Here is a 17,856-nt window from a genome sequence, read left to right as displayed (position 1 = left end):
CCGTGGCATGTCCACCCTCTCCCGCGACGAGGTCGCGCGTGTGGCAGGGCTGGCCCGGATCGACCTGTCGCCCGCCGAGCTCGACCGGCTCGCGGGCGAGCTCGACGTCATCGTCGAGTCGGTCGCGCGCGTGAGCGAGATCGCCACCCCGGACGTGCCGGCCACCAGCCACCCCCTGCCGCTGACGAACGTGTTCCGTGCCGACGTGCCCGAGCCCCCGGTGGACCGCGCCGCGGTGCTCGCCGCGGCGCCGGCCAGCGAGGACGGCAAGTTCCTGGTGCCGCAGATCCTGGGGGAGGACGCATGAGCGAGGACCTGACGCGGATCTCCGCGGCCGCGCTCGCGGACCGCCTCCAGGCCGGCGACGTCTCGTCGGTGGAGGCGACGCGCGCGCACCTCGACCGGATCGCTGCCGTGGACGGCGCCGTGCACGCCTTCCTGCACGTGTCCGACGAGGCCGCGCTCGCGACGGCGGCCGACGTGGACGCCCGCCGCGCGGCGGGCGAGGACCTGCACCCGCTGGCGGGCGTGCCGATCGCGGTCAAGGACGTCGTGGTGACACGCGGTGTCCCGACGACCGCCGGCTCGCGCATCCTCGAGGGCTGGGTGCCGCCGTACGACGCGACGCTCGTCGAGCGCATCAAGTCCGCGGGGCTGCCGATCCTCGGCAAGACGAACATGGACGAGTTCGCGATGGGCTCGTCGACGGAGCACTCGGCGTACGGCAACACGCACAACCCGTGGGACCTCGAGCGGATCCCGGGCGGCTCGGGCGGCGGCAGCGCCGCGGCGGTCGGCGCGTACGAGGCGCCGCTCGCGATCGGCACGGACACGGGTGGCTCGATCCGCCAGCCCGCGGCGGTCACGGGCACGGTGGGCGTCAAGCCGACGTACGGCTCGGTGTCCCGGTACGGCCTGATCGCGCTCGCGAGCAGCCTGGACCAGGCGGGCCCGGTGACGCGCACGGTGCTCGACTCGGCGCTGCTCCACGAGCTCATCGGTGGCCACGACCCGCGTGACTCGACGTCGATCGCGGAGCCGTTGCCGCCGCTCGTCGCGGCGGCTCGCCAGGGCGCGTCGGGGGACCTGTCGGGCGTGCGCGTCGGGGTGATCACCCAGCTGCAGGGCGAGGGGTACCAGCCGGGCGTGCTCGCGCGGTTCCACGAGTCGCTCGAGCTGCTGCAGCGCGCGGGTGCCGAGGTCGTCGAGGTCTCGTGCCCGCACTTCGAGTACGCGCTCGCGGCGTACTACCTGATCCTGCCGGCGGAGGCGTCGAGCAACCTCGCGAAGTTCGACGGCATGCGGTTCGGTCTGCGGGTCGAGCCCACGCAGGGCCCGGTCACCGCGGAGCGCGTCATGGCGGCGACCCGTGGTGCGGGCTTCGGCGACGAGGTCAAGCGCCGCGTCATCCTCGGCACGTACGCGCTGTCGGCCGGCTACTACGACGCCTACTACGGCAGCGCGCAGAAGGTCCGCACGCTCATCCAGCGTGACTTCGCGGCCGCGTTCGCGCAGGCGGACGTGCTCGTCTCGCCCACGGCGCCGACGACTGCGTTCAAACTGGGCGAGAAGCTCGACGACCCGCTGGCGATGTACCTGAACGACGTCGCGACCATCCCGGCGAACCTCGCCGGCGTCCCCGGCCTGTCGCTGCCGGCGGGGCTGTCGGACGACGGCCTTCCGGTCGGCTTCCAGGTGCTCGCGCCGGCGAAGGCGGACGACCGCCTGTACCGGGTCGGTGCCGCGCTGGAGCGTCTGCTGGAGAACGAGTGGGGCGGTCCGCTGCTGGCGCAGGCCCCGGAGCTGGAGGTGGCGCGATGAGCGGCACGACCGCGGCCCTGGTCGACTACGACGACGCGGTGGCGCGCTTCGACCCGGTGATCGGCATCGAGGTGCACGTCGAGCTGGGCACGCGCACGAAGATGTTCGACGCGGCGCCCGCCGGCTTCGGCGAGGAGCCGAACACGTCGGTCACTCCCGTGTCGCTGGGCCTGCCGGGGAGCCTGCCGGTGGTCAACGGCACGGCGGTGGAGTACGCGATCCGCATCGGGCTCGCGCTCAACTGCTCGATCGCGCAGACGTGCCGGTTCGCACGCAAGAACTACTTCTACCCGGACGTCCCGAAGAACTTCCAGACGTCGCAGTACGACGAGCCCATCGCGTACGACGGCTACGTCGACGTCGAGCTCGAGGACGGCACGGTGTTCCGCGTCGAGGTCGAGCGCGCGCACATGGAGGAGGACGCGGGCAAGAACACGCACGTGGGCGGCGCCACGGGCCGCATCCACGGGGCGGAGTACTCGCTCGTCGACTACAACCGTGCGGGCATCCCGCTGGTGGAGATCGTGACGCGCCCGATCACGGGTGCGGGCGAGCGCGCGCCGGAGGTCGCGCGCGCGTACGTGCAGACCCTGCGTGACCTGTTCCGCGCGCTGGAGGTCTCCGAGGCGCGCATGGAGCGCGGCAACGTCCGCGCGGACGTGAACGTCTCGCTGCGCCCGACTCCGGACAGCCCGCTGGGTACGCGGACCGAGACCAAGAACGTCAACTCGTTCCGCTCGGTCGAGCGTGCGGTCCGCTACGAGATCTCGCGGCAGGCCGCGGTGCTCGACGCGGGTGGTGCGATCGTCCAGGAGACCCGGCACTGGCACGAGGACACGGGGGTCACGACGAGCGGCCGCGTGAAGTCGGACGCGGAGGACTACCGGTACTTCCCGGAGCCCGACCTGGTGCCGATCGCGCCGGACCGGGCGTGGGTCGAGCAGATCCGTGCCGCGCTGCCCGAGCTGCCGGCGGCGCGTCGTCGTCGCCTGCAGGGCGAGTGGGGCTTCGCGGACGCGGAGATGCGCGACGTGGTGAACGCGGGGGCGGTCGAGCTCATCGAGGCGACCGTCGCGGCGGGCGCCGCACCGGCCGCGGCGCGCAAGTGGTGGATGGGCGAGCTGGCCCGCACCGCGAAGGAGCGTGAGGTGGAGCTGGGCGACCTGCCCATCACGCCCGCGCAGATCGGTGAGCTGCAGGCTCTGGTGGACGCGGGCCGGATCAACGACAAGCTCGCGCGGCAGGTGCTCGAGGGCGTCCTGGCGGGTGAGGGCGGGCCGGAGCAGGTCGTCGTGGCGCGGGGGCTCGAGGTCGTCTCCGACGACGGTCCGCTCCTCGAGGCGATCGACGCGGCGCTCGCGGCCCAGCCGGACGTCGCGGACAAGATCCGCTCGGGCAACCTGGGCCCGGTCGGGGCGATCATCGGTGCCGTCATGAAGGCGACGCGTGGTCAGGCGGATGCCGCACGCGTCCGCGAACTGGTCCTCGAGAGAGTCTCGTCCTGATCGAAACTTTCTAGGTCCCGACCCCTTCCAGACGGGACCATCGGGCGTCAAGACCCCGGTCGGCTGTCCACCGACCGGGGTCTTCGCTTTCCCCGGAGATTGCTCCCTTCGGGTGTTGTTCCAGGTGGTGGTGCGGATCGGTCCAGCGGCCGTCCCGCAGGCGGCTGTCCGAGATGTCGGGTGTGTGCGACGACCGGGTGTGGAACGGTATCGAAATCGTTACCGAAAGATAGTTCCCTCCGGTCGCAACACCGCGTTAGCCTCACGGCCACCGGAACCACGTCACGCAAAGGAGCGTCGATGCTTACTGGAACACGGGTGCACAGCAGACGAGGGGTCGCGGGACTCGCGACGCTCGCCCTGCTGGCAGCACCGCTGACAGCCGTGACGGTCGGCGCGAGCGCCGCCGGCGCGGCGGACGGGACGACGTCCCTGCTCACCGCGTCGTTCGACGACGGGACCCTCGGCGGCCTCACGCAGTCGGGCGCGGCGGGCACGTTCGTCGACCTCGGCGACGGCGACAAGGTCTACCAGGTCGTCCGCGGCGCCAACTCCGACGGGGTCTCGACCCCAGCCGACCTCCTCGAGGGCCTCGAGGCCGGCACGGTCGTCACCGTGACGGCGCAGGCCCGCATCGTCGCGGGCGACACGAACGTCGGCGCCCGCTGGGTCACCAAGCCGAGCTTCACCTGGCTCTCGAGCACCACCCTGACCGACGAGTGGACCACCGTCACCGGGACCTACACCATCCCCGCGACGGGCGCCGAGAGCGAGCTGTACCTCGGCACCGGGCCCTACCCGGAGCCGACCCCCGCGCTGGCGTTCACCTACCAGCTCGACGACGTCGTCGTGACCGCCGCCACCCCCGCGAGCGAGCCCACCGTCGTGCTGAGCAACGACTTCGAGTCGACGAAGTCGCCCTGGGGCGACCGCGGCTCGGTGACCTCCCTCACCGGGACCGAGTTCCACGGCGGCGCGCAGAGCCTGCTGGTCGCGAACCGCACCGCCGACTGGGCGGGCACGCAGGCCGACCTGACGTCGACGCTCGTCGCGGGGCAGTCCGCCGACTTCTCCGCGTGGGTCAAGCTCCCGGCGGGGACCGAGGGCGCGTCGACCATCAAGGTGACGGCCCAGAGCAACAGCGGCGGTGACGACTCGTACGCGACCGTCGCCACGGCCGCCGACGTGACGGCCGACGAGTGGGTCGAGGTCTCCGGGTCGTACACGCGGCCTGCCGGCCTCACCTCGGTGATCCTCTACTTCGAGGCGTCCGCGATCGGCACGGTCCACCCGGGCTTCCTCGTCGACGACGTGCGCGTCACCGGTGCCGCCGGTAGCGGGGACGACTACGTCGAGACCGACCCGAGCTTCGTGCCGGGCGGTGCGCTGAACCCGTCCGAGGCGCCCGTCTCGGCCGCGCGCGGCACGACGAAGACGTCCGCGCTCACGTTCGACGACGGCCCGAACGGCGCCACGACGACCGCGCTGCTCGACTTCCTCGAGGAGAACGACGTCAAGGCCACGTTCTGCGTCATCGGCCAGAACGTGCAGGCGCCCGGCGGTGCCGACGTGCTCAAGCGGATCGTGGCCGACGGCCACACGCTGTGCAACCACAGCACCGACTACGACGGCATGGGCTCGCTGACGAAGGCGCAGGTCGCGGACAAGCTCAAGGCGAACCTGGCGATCATCCGGGACGCGCTGGGCGACCCCGAGGCCGAGGTGCCCTACTTCCGTGCGCCCAACGGTGACTGGGGCCGGACGAACCAGGTCGCGGTCGCGCTCGGTATGCAGCCGCTCGCGGTCGACAACCTGATCTTCGACTGGGACGGCGCCGAGAACGCGGGCGACGAGGCGAAGCTCACGGCCGCGCTGCGCGACGTCATCACGTCCAACCCGGGCGAGATCGTCCTGGTGCACGACGGTGGCGGCAACCGCACGGCGGGCGTGAACGCGGTCAAGACCGTGGTCGCCGAGCTGCTCGCCGACGGCTGGACGTTCACGCTGCCCGCCGGCGGTGCGGCGCCCAAGGGCGTCACGCTCGTCGACACGGACTTCGAGGACGGCACGCCGCAGGGCTGGTCCCCGCGCGACGACGGCAAGGGCGCCCCGACGGTCGTCGTGCAGGACGAGGTCGCGCACGACTCGACGTACGCCGTCCGGGTCTCGGACCGCGTCTCGCAGGGCCAGGGCATCCAGTTCGACGTGACGGACAAGGCCACGCCCGGTGCGTCGTACGACGTCTCGGCGTGGGTCAAGTTCGAGGGCACGCCGGGCGACATGACGCTCTCGTCGCGCACGGTGACGGGTGAGGACTCGGCCGCGTTCTCGAACCTGGCCCAGTTCACGGGCCTGTCGTCGAGCCAGTGGGTCAACGTGACGGGCACGTTCACGATGCCGGCGTTCGACACCGCCGCGGAGATCTACTTCGAGACCAAGTGGGCGCAGGGCGAGGCCGGCAACACCTCGACGTTCGTCGTCGACGACGTCACGGTGAAGTCGACCCCGGTCTCGGAGATCCAGGACCTCACGCCGCTCAAGGACACGGTGACGTTCCCGATGGGTGCGGCCGTCGACTCGCGCGAGATGAACGGCTCGGCCTCCGAGCTGCTGCTCAAGCACTTCAACCAGCTCACGGCCGAGAACTACATGAAGGTCGAGGCCTGGTACTCGGGCGAGGGTGTGGACACGTTCCGCATGCACCCGGAGGCGAAGGCGCTCCTGGACTACGCGCAGGAGAACGAGCTGCGGGTGTACGGGCACGTGCTCGCGTGGCACAGCCAGACGCCGGACTGGTTCTACCGGGACGACGAGGGTGCGCTGCTCGGGCCGGACGCGATGCGTGCGCGCCTGCGCGAGCACATCTTCGCGATCGCCGAGACGATCTCGGACCAGTACGGCCCGTTCGGCTCGCCGACCAACCCGCTCAAGGCGTGGGACGTCGTCAACGAGGTGATCGACGACGGCACCGCCTACGAGGACGGCATGCGCCGCTCCACGTGGTACCAGATCCTCGGCGAGAGCTTCGTGGACTCGGCGTTCGAGTACGCGAACGAGGCGTTCAACGACGTCTACGCGGCCGAGGGCGCTGAGCACCCCGTCACGCTGTTCATCAACGACTACAACACCGAGCAGACGGGCAAGCGGGCGCGCTACAAGGCGCTCGTCGAGCGCCTGATCGCGCGGGACGTCCCGATCGACGGCGTGGGTCACCAGTTCCACGTCGCGCTGTCGACGCCGGTCAGCACGCTCGGTGCCGCGATCGACGACTTCGAGGGCATGAAGACGGCGGACGGCCGCGACCTCGTGCAGGCCGTGACCGAGCTCGACGTGTTCGTCGGCTCGCCCGACACCGCGAAGTCCGTCGACCAGGGGTACTACTACCAGGCCGCGTTCGACGCGTTCCGGGCGCACGCCGACGACCTGTTCTCGGTGACGGTCTGGGGCCTGACCGACGGACGGTCGTGGCGGGCGTCGAACAACGGCAAGCCGCTGCTGTTCGACGACTACTTCAAGGCCAAGCCCGCGTACTACGGCGCGGCCGACCAGGAGCTCCCGCCGGCGATCCGCAGCGCGAACGCGTTCGCGGCCGACGCCGAGGGCGACTACGCGGTCGGCTCCGACGAGTGGCGTCGTCTCCCGCTGCACGCGGTGGGCGAGAACGGCCGGTTCCAGCTGCGCTGGACGCCGGACGGTCTGCTGGCCTACGTGGACGTCGACGACGCGTCGGCTGACTCGGGCGACGCGGTGCTGCTCGAGACGCCGGACGGCGTGACGACGATCGCGCGCGGCTCGTCGGGTGCGGTCGAGCGTGCCGGTGGCTGGTCCGTCGTCGCCACGGTGCCGCTGTCGGGCGCCGCCCGCGGCGACGTGGTCGAGCTCGACGTGCGCGTCGTCGACCAGGACACGACGTCGGCGTGGAACACGTCCGGCGTGCTCGGCAGCGTCACGCTCGTCGAGCCGCTGTCGTACACCGAGGTGCCGGCGACCGCGACCGCCCCGACGATCGACGGCGACGTCGACGCGGTGTGGTCCGGTGCGGGCTCGGTCACGACCGAGAAGCCGACGCTGGGCACGGGTGGTGCGCAGGGCACCTTCCGCACGCTGTGGAAGGACAACACGCTGTACCTGCTGGCGGACGTGACCGACCCCGAGGTCGACACGTCGGGCAGCGACCCGTGGACGAAGGACTCCGTCGAGATCTACGTGGACGGCGGGAACTTCAAGAACGGCGCGTACCGCTACGACGACACGCAGATCCGGATCGACGCGACCGGTGCGGTCTCGTTCGGCACGGGCGACGAGGCGTTCCAGCGCAACCGCCTGCAGTCGGCCGTCGTGCCGACGGCGACCGGGTACCGGGTCGAGGCGGCGATCAGCCTCCTCGAGTACGGCGGCCTCGGGACGTTCCAGGGCCTGGACGTCCAGGTCAACGACGCCGCGGGCGGCAGCCGGCACGCCGTCACCAACTGGGCGGACCCGACGGGCACGGGCTACCAGTCGACGGCCCGCTGGGGCGTCGCCAAGCTGGTCGCCGCGTCCGAGCCGCCGGTCGAGACGGCGCCGGTCGTGGTGACCCACCCGGTCACCACCACGGGCACGCTCGGCTCGACGGTGACGTTCACGGCTGCGGCGACGGGCAACCCGACGCCGACGGTGCAGTGGCAGCGCAAGCTGCCGGGCTCGACGACCTGGGCGAACCTGTCCGGTCGCACGAGCAGCACGCTCACGGTCAAGGCCGTCGCGGTCAACGACCGGGCGAGCTTCCGCGCCGTGTTCACCAACAGCCACGGCACGGCCATCACGCGCACCGCGCAGCTGAAGGTGCAGCGCGTGGCGCCGAAGGTCACGGTGCAGCCGAAGTCGGTGACGGCTCCGGTGCGCTCGGTGGTCAAGGTCACGGCCCAGGCGTCGGGCTACCCGACGCCGGCGGTCCAGTGGGAGCGCAAGCTCCCCGGCTCGTCGTCGTGGACGAAGATCAACGGGGCCACCAAGACCACGGTGAGCGTCTCGCTCACGCCGACGGTCGACGGCGTCCAGGTCCGCGCGGTGTTCAAGAACAGCGCGGGCACGGTCACCACGAAGGTGGCGACGATCACCGCCACGAAGGTCGCCCCGACGATCACGGCGCAGCCGAGGTCGGTGGTGGCGGCGCCGGGCACGGTCGCGACTTTCACCGTGGCGGCCACCGCGTACCCCGCGCCGAAGGTGCAGTGGTACGTCCAGCCCAAGGGGTCGACGAAGTGGTTCGCCATCTCGGGTGCCACCAAGACGACGCTGCGGATCAACGCGACCGCGTCGCGTGACGGCTCGACGTTCCGGGCCGTGGTCCACAACGTGGCCGGCACGGTCACGAGCAGGGGAGCGCTGCTGACGCTGCGCTGACCCGACGGGACCGGCGGCGTCGCCGCGGAGCATGGCTGAGCTCCGCGGCGACGCCGCCTCGTCGTTCCCGGGCGGTCCTCGGCGGGTCGGTGCGGTGGCGCGGACCGGTGCAATAGCCTCGCCTCACCGAGCCGGGAGGGGCGTCGCGCATGACCGAGCAGACGACGAGCAGCGAGAAGCCGACCCTGCAGGGTGAGATGCTCACGCTGCGACCGATCCGCGCCGCGGACGCCGCCGCGGTCTGGGAGGTGGTCACCGACCCCGAGGGCAAGCGCCTCACCGGGACCACGGCGACGTTCGCCCGCGAGGACGTCGACCGCTGGTGCGCGACGGTGGCGGACCTGCCGGGCCGGGTCGACCTGGCGATCACGCTGGCGGGTCAGGACGAGTACCTCGGCGAGATCGTGCTGAACGACATCGACGACGTCGTCCGCAGCGCGAACCTGCGGCTCGTGATGCGCCCCGGGTACCGGGGCCGCGGCTACGGCACGGAGGCGATCGAGCTGGTGCTCGGGTTCGCGTTCGACGGGCTGGGGCTGCACCGGGTCGGCCTCGACGTGCTGTCGGTCAACTCCCGCGCGCTGTCGCTGTACGAGAACCTCGGCTTCCGGGTCGAGGGGCGCCGCCGCGACGCCTACCGCGACGGCGACCGGTGGTGCGACGCGATCGACATGGGTCTGCTCGAGGACGAGTACCGCGCGGGCCAGCTGGGCTCGGACCGCTGACACCGCTGCCGCCTCCGACTGGTGGCGCGCCGGGAGCCCCACGACGATGGGGGCATGCGCGCACCTGACGAGCCGCCGGGCCACCCGCGTCGCCGCATGGAGCCCCGCGACCCGGCACCCGGGGACGCGCGGCTGGACGCACGGTCCGTGCGCGTCGGGGAGGCGCACGGGGTCGTGCCGCGCGACCGCGCGTTCTTCGGGCACCCGCTGGGGCTCATGACGCTGTTCGGCACCGAGCTGTGGGAGCGGTTCAGCTACTACGGCATGCGCGCGATCCTGCTGTACTTCCTCACCGACACGATCGCGAACGACGGCCTCGGGCTCTCGGACGACCTCGGCAACGCGGTCGTCGCGGTGTACGGCGCGTCGGTGTACCTGCTGTCCGTCATCGGCGGGTGGCTCGCGGACCGGGTGATCGGCGCGCGGCGCTCGGTGCTGTACGGCGGCGTGGTCATCGCGGCTGGTCACGTGAGCCTCGCGGTCCCCGGCTCGCGGTTCTCCTACCTCGGCATCGTGCTGGTGGCGCTCGGCACGGGCCTGCTCAAGCCGAACGTCTCGAGCATGGTCGGCGAGCTGTACTCGCGCGACGACCCGCGCCGCGACTCGGCGTTCTCGATCTTCTACATGGGCATCAACATCGGCTCGCTCCTCGCGCCGATCCTGGTGGGCGTCGCGCGGGAGATCGGTGGGTACCACGCGGGGTTCGCCGTGGCGGCGGTCGGCATGGCGATCGCGCTCGTGTTCTTCGTCGCAGGGCGGGGTCTGCTCGGCGGCGCCGGCGACGAGGCGCCGAACCCGCTCACGGCGGCGGACCGCGGGCCGCTCGTGCGGCTCGTGGGTGCCGTCCTGGTGGGCTGCCTCGTCGCGGTCGGCGTCGCGGCGGCGGTGTCCGGCGGGTTCACGACGACGACGTTCATCGACGCGCTGTCGTACATCGCGCTCGCCGCGCCCGTGGCCACGTTCTGGGTGATGTTCCGCTCGCCGAAGGTCACGCGCGCGGAGCGCACGCGGCTGCGGGCGTACATCCCGCTGTTCGTCGCGGCGATGCTGTTCTGGATGATCTTCGAGCAGGCCGCGAGCACGCTGTCCGAGTACGCACGGGACCACACGGAGCTCACGATCCTCGGCGTCGAGGTCTCGCCGGCGTTCTTCCAGTCGGTCAACCCCGCCGCGATCATCGTCCTCGCGCCCGTCTTCGCGTGGCTGTGGGTCCGGCTCGAGGACCGGCCGCCGACCGCCGTGAAGTTCGCGATCGGTCTGACGTCCGCGGCGTTGTCGTTCCTGTTCCTCGCGGGCGCGTCCGCGATCGCGGGCGACGGGCGCACACCCTGGTGGGTGCTGGTGCTCGTGTACGTCATCCAGACCGTCGGCGAGCTGTGCCTGTCACCCGTGGGTCTCGCGGCGACGACGCTGCTCGCGCCGCGGGCGTTCCGCGGGCAGGCGATGGCCCTGTGGTTCCTCGCGACGAGCGCGGGCAACGCGATCACCGCACAGGTGGTGCAGGCGACGAGCGACGTGGGCCCGACCGCCTACTTCGGCTGGATCGGCGCCGTGGCGCTCGTGTTCGCGTGCGGGATGTTCGCGATCGCCCCCTGGGTCACGCGGCACATCCGCGAGGGCTCGCGTGAGGAGGACGCCGAGGACGCGACGGTCCTCTAGCGTCGGACCGGCCGTGCGGGGTCAGGCCAGCGCGCGGCAGGACGAGCGCTCGACGAGCGCGGTCGGCAGCTGCAGGTGCGTCGGGACGTCCTTGTCGTGCTTGTCGTCGAGCAGGTCGATGAGCAGGTGCAGGGCGCGTGCGCCGATGTCGCGCAGCGGCTGGCTGATCGTCGTGAGGGGCGGCTCGCACAGCGCCGACTCGGGGACGTTGTCGAACCCGATGACCGACAGGTCGTCGGGCACGCGCAGCCCGAGCTCGCGCGCGACCTCGATGGTCCGGATGGCCGAGAGGTCGTTCGCGGCGAAGATCGCGGTCGGGCGGTCGGGCCGGTCGAGCAGCTCACGCGCGGGCTGCGTCGCCGTCTCGGGGCGGAACCCGCCGTTCACGACGAGCGACTCGTCGACCTCCAGGCCCGCGGCCTGCAGCGCCGCGCGGAACCCCGCCTCGCGCAGCCGTGCGGACTCCAGGTCCGGGCGTCCGCCCATGAGGCCGATGCGCCGGTGCCCGAGCGCGACGAGGTGCTCGACCGCCATGACCGCGCCGGCGAAGTTGTCGGAGTCGACCGTCGGCAGGCCGGTGGGCCCCGTGTGCGGGTCGATCGCGACGACCGGGATCACGCTGTGCGCGTCGACGACCGTGGGGGTGACGATGATCGCGCCGTCGATGAGCGTGCCGCCGAGGCGGGACAGGTAGCGCCGCTCCCACCCGACGTCGGTGCGCCGGCCGCCGCCGGAGTAGGCGAGCAGCTCGTACTCGGTCGACCCGATGGCCTCCGACGCACCCTTGAGCAGCTCGGTGCTGAACGGCTCGAACTCGGCGACGAGGATCCCGACGACGTGCGTGCGGTGCGAGCGCAGGCTGGACGCACCGAGGCTCGCCTCGTACCCGAGGTCGGCGATGACCTGCTGGACCCGGTCCAGGGTGGCCTGCGCGACCCCGTAGCGACCGTTGACGACCTTCGACACGGTCGCCACCGACACGCCCGCTCGGCGGGCGACGTCGGACATCTTGACCCGACCGGAGTGCTCCACGCGGTGACTATATGGCATCGGTTTCATAACGGTGTCGATATCGGTTTCGATAACGATTGACACCCGCCTCGAAACTTTGGCACTCTCGTCGTCGTCCAGGTGGGTCAACGAAGACTGAAGGGACCAGACATGGCACGCATGCGCCGTGCGGGCGCCGGTATCGCGCTCGCGACGACGATCGCTCTCCTTGCCGCTTGCAGCAGCGGGGGCGACACCCCGTCCGGTGACGGCACCACCTCCGGTGGTGGCGCCAAGGGCGAGGCCGTCACGCTCGAGTGGTGGCACAACTCGAACACGGGTGACGGCAAGGTCTACTACGACAAGGTCGCGAAGGACTTCGAGGCCTCGCACGAGGGCGTCACCATCAAGGTGAACGCCATGCAGCACGAGGACATGGTCGACAAGCTGGCGGCCGCCATGCAGTCGGGCGACATGCCCGACATCTACATGGAGCGTGGTGGCGGCGAGCTCGCCGACCACGTCGAGGCGGGCCTGACCAAGGACCTGTCCGAGCCGGCTGCGGACACGATCGCCAAGCTCGGCGGCACCGTCGCGGGCTTCCAGGTCGACGGCAAGACGTACGCGCTGCCGTTCTCGATCGGCGTCGTGGGCTTCTGGTACAACAAGGCACTCTTCGCCGAGGCGGGCATCGAGGCCCCGCCGACGACGTGGGACGAGATGTACGACGCCATCGACAAGCTCAAGGCGAAGAACATCGCTCCGATCTCGGTCGGTGCGGGCGACGGCTGGCCGGCGGCGCACTACTGGTACTACTTCGCGCTGCGCCAGTGCAAGCAGGACGTCCTGACCTCGGCCGTCTCCTCGCTCGACTTCTCCGACCCGTGCTTCGTGCGTGCGGGCGAGTCGCTCAAGGAGCTGCTCGACGCGCAGCCGTTCAACGACGGCTTCCTGTCGACGGTCGCGCAGAAGGGCGCGACGTCCGCGTCCGGCCTGCTCGCCACGGGCAAGGTCGCGATCGAGCTCCAGGGTCACTGGGAGCCCGGCGTGATGCAGGGCATCACCGACGAGATCGGTGAGGCCGGCATCGGCGAGAACCTCGCGTGGTTCGCGTTCCCGGCCGTGACGGGTGGCGAGGGCGACCCCGCCGCGCAGCTCGGTGGCGGTGACGCCTGGGCCGTGTCGCAGGACGCGCCCGACGCCGCGGTCGACTTCGCGTCGTACCTGCTGTCCGACGAGGTCCAGAAGGGCTTCGCGGAGCTCGACATGGGTCTTCCGACCAACGCGAGCGCATCGAAGTACGTGTCCGACGCCGCGCTGGCGAGCCTCCTCGAGGTCCGCGACGCGTCGCCGTTCATCCAGCTGTACTTCGACACGGCCTTCGGTCCGGCGATCGGCGACGCCATGAACGCCAAGATCGTCGACCTGTTCGCCGGTAAGGCCAGCCCGCAGGACATCGTCGACGCCACGCAGGCGGCGGCTGACCTGGAGAAGTGATCGACGTGGCAGACGAAGCGACCGCCCGCCTGGGCGCCCCCGCCTCGCCTGCGACGTCCACCCCGACGGTTCCGGTCACCGGTCGCGCTTCGGCGCGGCCGGTGGCCGGCCGGCCGGGCGGACGCCGCGGGAATGGTGCATCCATCCGCAAGGGCCTCGAGATCACGCTCTTCGTGGCGCCCGCCCTCGCACTCCTCACGCTGTTCGTGGCCGTCCCGATCGCTCGGGCGGTGCAGATCTCCTTCTTCAAGTGGAAGGGGTTCGGCGACTTCGAGAAGTTCGTCGGTCTCGACAACTACCGGCGAGTCCTGGACAACCCCGAGTTCATCGAGGCGTTCCAGCACAACATGATCATCGTGGTGGCCTCGATCGCCATCCAGCTGCCGCTGGGCCTCGCGATCGCGCTGCTGCTCAACCGCAAGATGCGGTTCCAGGGCACCATCCGGACCCTGATCTTCGTGCCGTACGTGATCTCCGAGGTCATCGCGGGTGTCATCTGGTACCAGATGTTCGTCCCGAACGAGGGCCTCCTCGACACCATCCTCGACAAGATCGGGTTGAGCGGACCGCAGCAAGGGTTCCTCGGGACCCTCGAGACCGCGCTCCCCGCGCTCGTGGTGGTCCTGACCTGGAAGTACCTCGGCATGGCGGTGATCCTCTTCCTCGCCGGCCTGCAGGGCGTGCCCGAGGAGCTCTACGAGGCCGCGCAGCTCGACGGCGCCTCCTGGTGGCAGATCCAGCGCCGCATCACGGTGCCCATGCTCGGCCCGACGCTGCGCACGTGGGCGTTCCTGTCGATGATCGGGTCGCTGCAGCTGTTCGACATGGTCTGGGTCCTCACCAGGGGCGGCCCCGCCAACGCGACCAGCACGATGGCCACGTTCCTCATCCAGCAGGGCACGCAGCGGTCCAACTACGGCATCGCCGCCGCTGCCTCCGTGATCCTCTTCGTGGTCGCGCTCGTCCTGGCGCTGACGTACCAGCGCTTCGTCATGAACCGCGACAACACCGTCACGGTCGTCCGTCGGAAGAAGGTCTCCCGATGAGCACCGCACTCGCCGCACCCAAGGGTGCCGCCGCGGCCGCTGCCCAGAAGTCCCGTCGACGGTCGACCAACGCGATGCGCGGCGGAAGCCCGCTGATCTACTTCATCGCGCTGATCGTGATCGCCCTGTCGCTCGGCCCCGTGCTGTACGGCGTGATCTCGGGCTTCCGCAAGAACGGCGACCTGATCCTCAACCCGTCGGGCATGCCGAACCCGTGGATCCTCGACAACTACGTCGGGGTCTTCAAGAACCCGCAGTTCTGGACGTACACGGGCAACTCCGTGGCGATCGCGGTGATCACCACCTCGCTCGTCGTGGTCTGCGGCGTCATGGCGGCGTACCCGCTCGCGCGCTACCAGTTCCGCGGCCGTGAGGGCCTGTTCACGGTGTTCGTCGCCGGTCTGCTGTTCCCCGCGACCGTTGGTGTCATCCCGCTGTTCATCCTCATCCGCGACCTCGGCCTGTCGAACACGTGGTGGGGCATCGCCCTGCCGCAGGCGGCGTACGCGCTGCCGCTCACGGTCGTGATCCTGCGTCCGTTCCTGCAGGCGATCCCGAACGAGCTCGAGGAGGCCGCGCAGCTCGACGGCGCGAGCCGGCTGGGGTTCTTCTGGCGGGTGCTGCTGCCGCTGTCGGGGCCGGGCCTCATCACGACCGGCGTGCTGGCGTTCGTCGGCTCGTGGAACGCGTACATGCTGCCGCTGCTGCTGCTGCAGTCCGACAACAAGACCCTGCCGCTGGGCGTCGCCGACTACTCGGCGGAGCACTCGACCGACATCGCGGGCGTGTTCGCGTTCACGTCGGTCGCGATGATCCCGGCGCTGATCTTCTTCCTCGCGATGCAGAAGCGGATCGTCAGCGGCCTCCAGGGCGCGGTCAAGGGCTGAGCCACGATGACGGAGAGCACCATGGCTACCCCTGTGCCCACGACCGGCCCGCCCCCGGCGCCCGAGACGTTCGTCTCGGACGCGGAGCGTGTGGCACGGATCCTCGAGCGGCTCACGCTCGAGCAGAAGCTCGCGCAGATCGTCGGGTTCTGGGAGAAGGGCGACGGCGAGGTCGTCGCACCCCTCCAGGGCGAGTTCACGCGTGACGGCGGTCTCGACGACGCCGTGCGCCACGGGCTCGGCCACCTGACGCGCGTCTACGGCACGCGCCCGGTCGACCCGACCGAGCGTGCCGCCTGGCTCTGGCGCCGGCAGCGCGCGCTCGTCGCGAACGTCGGGATCCCGGCGCTCGTCCACGAGGAGTGCCTGACGGGCCTGTCGGCCTGGCAGGCGGCGACGTTCCCGACGCCCCTCGCGTGGGGCGCCTCGTTCGACCCCGAGCTGGTGGGCCGCATGGCCGACCTGATCGGCGGCTCGATGCGCGCGCTCGGCGTGCACCAGGGCCTCGCCCCGGTGCTCGACGTGATCCGCGACCCCCGCTGGGGCCGGGTCGAGGAGTGCATCGCGGAGGACCCGTACCTCGTCGGCGAGATCGGCACGTCGTACGTGCGTGGCCTGCAGGCCGCGGGCGTGCACGCGACGCTCAAGCACTTCGTCGGCTACTCGGCGTCGCAGTCGGGCCGCAACTTCGGGCCCGTGCACGCGGGTCCGCGGGAGATCGCCGACGTGCTGCTCGTGCCGTTCGAGATGGCGGTCCGGGACGGCGGCGTGCGGTCGGTCATGCACGCGTACACCGAGATCGACGGTGTCCCGACGGCCGCCGACCCGACGCTGCTCACCGACCTGCTCCGCGGGCGGTGGGGGTTCGACGGGGTCGTCGTCGCGGACTACTTCGGCGTCGCGTTCCTCGACATCCTCCACCACGTGGCGGACGGCCTGGGCGAGGCCGCGGGCCTCGCGCTCGCCGCGGGCGTCGACATCGAGCTGCCCACGGGTGACGCGTACCTCGAGCCGCTGGCCGAGGCGATCCGCGCCGGGAAGGTCGACGAGGCGCTCGTCGACCGGGCCGTGACGCGGGCGCTGCTCCAGAAGGCGGAGCTCGGCCTGCTCGACGCGACGTTCGAGGGCGAGCCCCCCGCGGGCGTCGAGCTCGACTCGCCCGCGCACCGGCAGGTCGCCGCGCGGCTCGCGCAGGAGTCGGTCGTGCTCGTCGCGAACGACGGCGTGCTGCCGCTGCTCGGCGGGTCGCGTCCGGCGCCGACGCGCGTCGCGGTCGTCGGTCCCAACGCCGACCGGCACGAGGCGATGTTCGGGTGCTACTCGTTCGTCAACCACGTGCTCGAGCACCACCCCGAGGTGGAGACGGGCATCGAGGTACCGACCGTCCTGGCGTCGCTGCGCTCCGAGCTGGTCGGCGTCGACGTCGTCGCCGAGCGGGGCTGCGACGTCGACACCGACGACCGGTCGGGCTTCGCCGCCGCGGTCGAGGCCGCGTCCGGCGCGGACGTCGCGGTGGTCGTCGTCGGCGACCGCGCGGGCCTGTTCGGCCGCGGGACCGTCGGTGAGGGCTGCGACCGGGACGACCTCGAGCTGCCGGGTGTGCAGCGCGAGCTCGTCGAGGCCGTCCTCGGCACGGGCACGCCCGTCGTGCTCGTGCTGCTCACGGGCCGGCCGTACGCGATCGGCTGGGCCGTCGAGCGGTGCGCCGCCGTGGTCCAGGCGTTCTTCCCGGGTGAGGAGGGCGGTCCCGCGGTCGCGGGCGTCCTGTCGGGCCGCGTCAATCCGTCCGGTCGGCTCCCCGTGAGCCTGCCGCGCGCGGCGGGGTCGCAGCCGTACACGTACCTGCACCCGGCGCTGGGCGGCGACGGCGACGTCACCAACCTGCCGTCGCGTCCTGTGCGGCCGTTCGGCTTCGGCCTGTCGTACACCACGTTCGCGTACGACGAGCTCACGGCCGAGTCGGCCGAGGTCGCGACGGACGGGCGCGTACGCGTCGCGGTCCGCGTGACCAACACGGGCGACCGGGACGGTGACGAGGTCGTGCAGCTGTACGCGCACGACGTCGTCGCGAGCGTGACGCGTCCGGTCGCGCAGCTCGTCGGGTTCCGCCGTGTGGCGGTCCCGGCGGGGGAGTCGGTCGTCGTGCGGTTCGACGTCCCGACGACGCGCGTCGCGTTCAGCGGCCGCGACCTGGCACGCATCGTCGAGCCGGGCGACCTGGAGCTGTGGGTCGGCACGAGTGCGGAACGTGCCGCCTCCACCAGCGTCCGCCTGGTCGGGCCCGTCCACACGGTCGACGACGACGACCGCTGGACGGCCACGGAGGTCCTCGCGCCCTGAC

At 71.5% G+C, this 17,856-nt stretch carries 11 protein-coding genes; 10 read left to right on the top strand and 1 reads right to left on the bottom strand.

Annotated features, from left to right (window positions below; translation table 11 throughout):
* Nucleotides 1-7 precede the first annotated feature (7 nt).
* The 6 genes from gatC to ACT17Q_RS11740 all read left to right on the top strand — a co-directional run bounded on the left by gatC (nt 8) and on the right by ACT17Q_RS11740 (nt 11,095).
* The gene (gene gatC, locus ACT17Q_RS11765; protein WP_094179480.1) at nt 8-307 is read left to right on the top strand and encodes an Asp-tRNA(Asn)/Glu-tRNA(Gln) amidotransferase subunit GatC; all 300 of its coding nucleotides are present in this window, start codon (nt 8-10) and stop codon (nt 305-307) included.
* On the top strand, nt 304-1,821 hold the full coding sequence (gene gatA, locus ACT17Q_RS11760) for an Asp-tRNA(Asn)/Glu-tRNA(Gln) amidotransferase subunit GatA (RefSeq protein WP_094179481.1): 1,518 nt from the start codon (nt 304-306) through the stop codon (nt 1,819-1,821). Before gatC ends, gatA begins: the two co-directional genes overlap by 4 nt.
* Nucleotides 1,818-3,326 carry an Asp-tRNA(Asn)/Glu-tRNA(Gln) amidotransferase subunit GatB gene (gene gatB / locus ACT17Q_RS11755; protein ID WP_444662603.1) on the top strand — a complete coding sequence of 503 codons (1,509 nt, stop codon included), beginning with the start codon at nt 1,818-1,820 and terminating at the stop codon, nt 3,324-3,326. The genes gatA and gatB overlap by 4 nt, the downstream gene beginning before the upstream one ends.
* Before the next feature lie 300 nt (nt 3,327-3,626).
* Entirely contained in the window at nt 3,627-8,711 is a 5,085-nt protein-coding gene (locus ACT17Q_RS11750; protein ID WP_444662601.1) for an endo-1,4-beta-xylanase, read from the top strand.
* Between the two features lie 149 nt (nt 8,712-8,860).
* On the top strand, nt 8,861-9,436 hold the full coding sequence (locus ACT17Q_RS11745) for a GNAT family N-acetyltransferase (protein ID WP_141319025.1): 576 nt from the start codon (nt 8,861-8,863) through the stop codon (nt 9,434-9,436).
* 54 nt (nt 9,437-9,490) lie between these two features.
* Entirely contained in the window at nt 9,491-11,095 is a 1,605-nt protein-coding gene (locus tag ACT17Q_RS11740; RefSeq protein WP_444662599.1) for a peptide MFS transporter, read from the top strand.
* Between the two features lie 21 nt (nt 11,096-11,116).
* On the opposite strand, the gene ACT17Q_RS11735 is transcribed toward ACT17Q_RS11740, so the two are convergent.
* On the bottom strand, nt 11,117-12,103 hold the full coding sequence (locus ACT17Q_RS11735; RefSeq protein WP_141319067.1) for a LacI family DNA-binding transcriptional regulator: 987 nt from the start codon (nt 12,101-12,103) through the stop codon (nt 11,117-11,119).
* 153 nt (nt 12,104-12,256) lie between these two features.
* Between ACT17Q_RS11735 and ACT17Q_RS11730 the strand changes: the two genes are divergently transcribed.
* Genes ACT17Q_RS11730 through ACT17Q_RS11715 form a run of 4 tightly spaced genes read left to right on the top strand, consistent with a single transcriptional unit; the run spans nt 12,257 to nt 17,855 of the window.
* On the top strand, nt 12,257-13,582 hold the full coding sequence (locus ACT17Q_RS11730; RefSeq protein ID WP_444662597.1) for an ABC transporter substrate-binding protein: 1,326 nt from the start codon (nt 12,257-12,259) through the stop codon (nt 13,580-13,582).
* A 5-nt stretch (nt 13,583-13,587) separates the two neighbouring features.
* Nucleotides 13,588-14,628 carry a carbohydrate ABC transporter permease gene (locus ACT17Q_RS11725; protein WP_094182046.1) on the top strand — a complete coding sequence of 347 codons (1,041 nt, stop codon included), beginning with the start codon at nt 13,588-13,590 and terminating at the stop codon, nt 14,626-14,628.
* On the top strand, nt 14,625-15,515 hold the full coding sequence (locus ACT17Q_RS11720) for a carbohydrate ABC transporter permease (RefSeq protein WP_268533860.1): 891 nt from the start codon (nt 14,625-14,627) through the stop codon (nt 15,513-15,515). The genes ACT17Q_RS11725 and ACT17Q_RS11720 overlap by 4 nt, the downstream gene beginning before the upstream one ends.
* 21 nt (nt 15,516-15,536) lie before the next feature.
* Nucleotides 15,537-17,855, top strand: coding sequence for a beta-xylosidase/alpha-l-arabinosidase (locus ACT17Q_RS11715; RefSeq protein ID WP_444662595.1), 2,319 nt, complete (start codon nt 15,537-15,539; stop codon nt 17,853-17,855).
* The last annotated feature ends 1 nt before the right edge of the window (nt 17,856 follow it).

It is taken from the genome of Cellulomonas sp. CW35, assembly GCF_052378485.1.
Lineage (GTDB): Bacteria > Actinomycetota > Actinomycetes > Actinomycetales > Cellulomonadaceae > Cellulomonas > Cellulomonas uda.
Note: the sequence above shows the minus strand (reverse complement) of the source record. Positions and strands in the feature narration are given on the sequence as shown.

What these genes read in the sequence shown, in the direction of transcription:
- ACT17Q_RS11730 (WP_444662597.1), top strand. Translation starts at nt 12,257, where the DNA reads ATGGCACGCATGCGCCGTGCGGGCGCCGGTATCGCGCTCGCGACGACG.
- gatB (WP_444662603.1), top strand. Translation starts at nt 1,818, where the DNA reads ATGAGCGGCACGACCGCGGCCCTGGTCGACTACGACGACGCGGTGGCG.
- ACT17Q_RS11735 (WP_141319067.1), bottom strand. Translation starts at nt 12,103, where the DNA reads ATGTCCGACGTCGCCCGCCGAGCGGGCGTGTCGGTGGCGACCGTGTCG.
- ACT17Q_RS11745 (WP_141319025.1), top strand. Translation starts at nt 8,861, where the DNA reads ATGACCGAGCAGACGACGAGCAGCGAGAAGCCGACCCTGCAGGGTGAG.
- gatA (WP_094179481.1), top strand. Translation starts at nt 304, where the DNA reads ATGAGCGAGGACCTGACGCGGATCTCCGCGGCCGCGCTCGCGGACCGC.
- gatC (WP_094179480.1), top strand. Translation starts at nt 8, where the DNA reads ATGTCCACCCTCTCCCGCGACGAGGTCGCGCGTGTGGCAGGGCTGGCC.
- ACT17Q_RS11750 (WP_444662601.1), top strand. Translation starts at nt 3,627, where the DNA reads ATGCTTACTGGAACACGGGTGCACAGCAGACGAGGGGTCGCGGGACTC.
- ACT17Q_RS11720 (WP_268533860.1), top strand. Translation starts at nt 14,625, where the DNA reads ATGAGCACCGCACTCGCCGCACCCAAGGGTGCCGCCGCGGCCGCTGCC.
- ACT17Q_RS11715 (WP_444662595.1), top strand. Translation starts at nt 15,537, where the DNA reads ATGGCTACCCCTGTGCCCACGACCGGCCCGCCCCCGGCGCCCGAGACG.
- ACT17Q_RS11740 (WP_444662599.1), top strand. Translation starts at nt 9,491, where the DNA reads ATGCGCGCACCTGACGAGCCGCCGGGCCACCCGCGTCGCCGCATGGAG.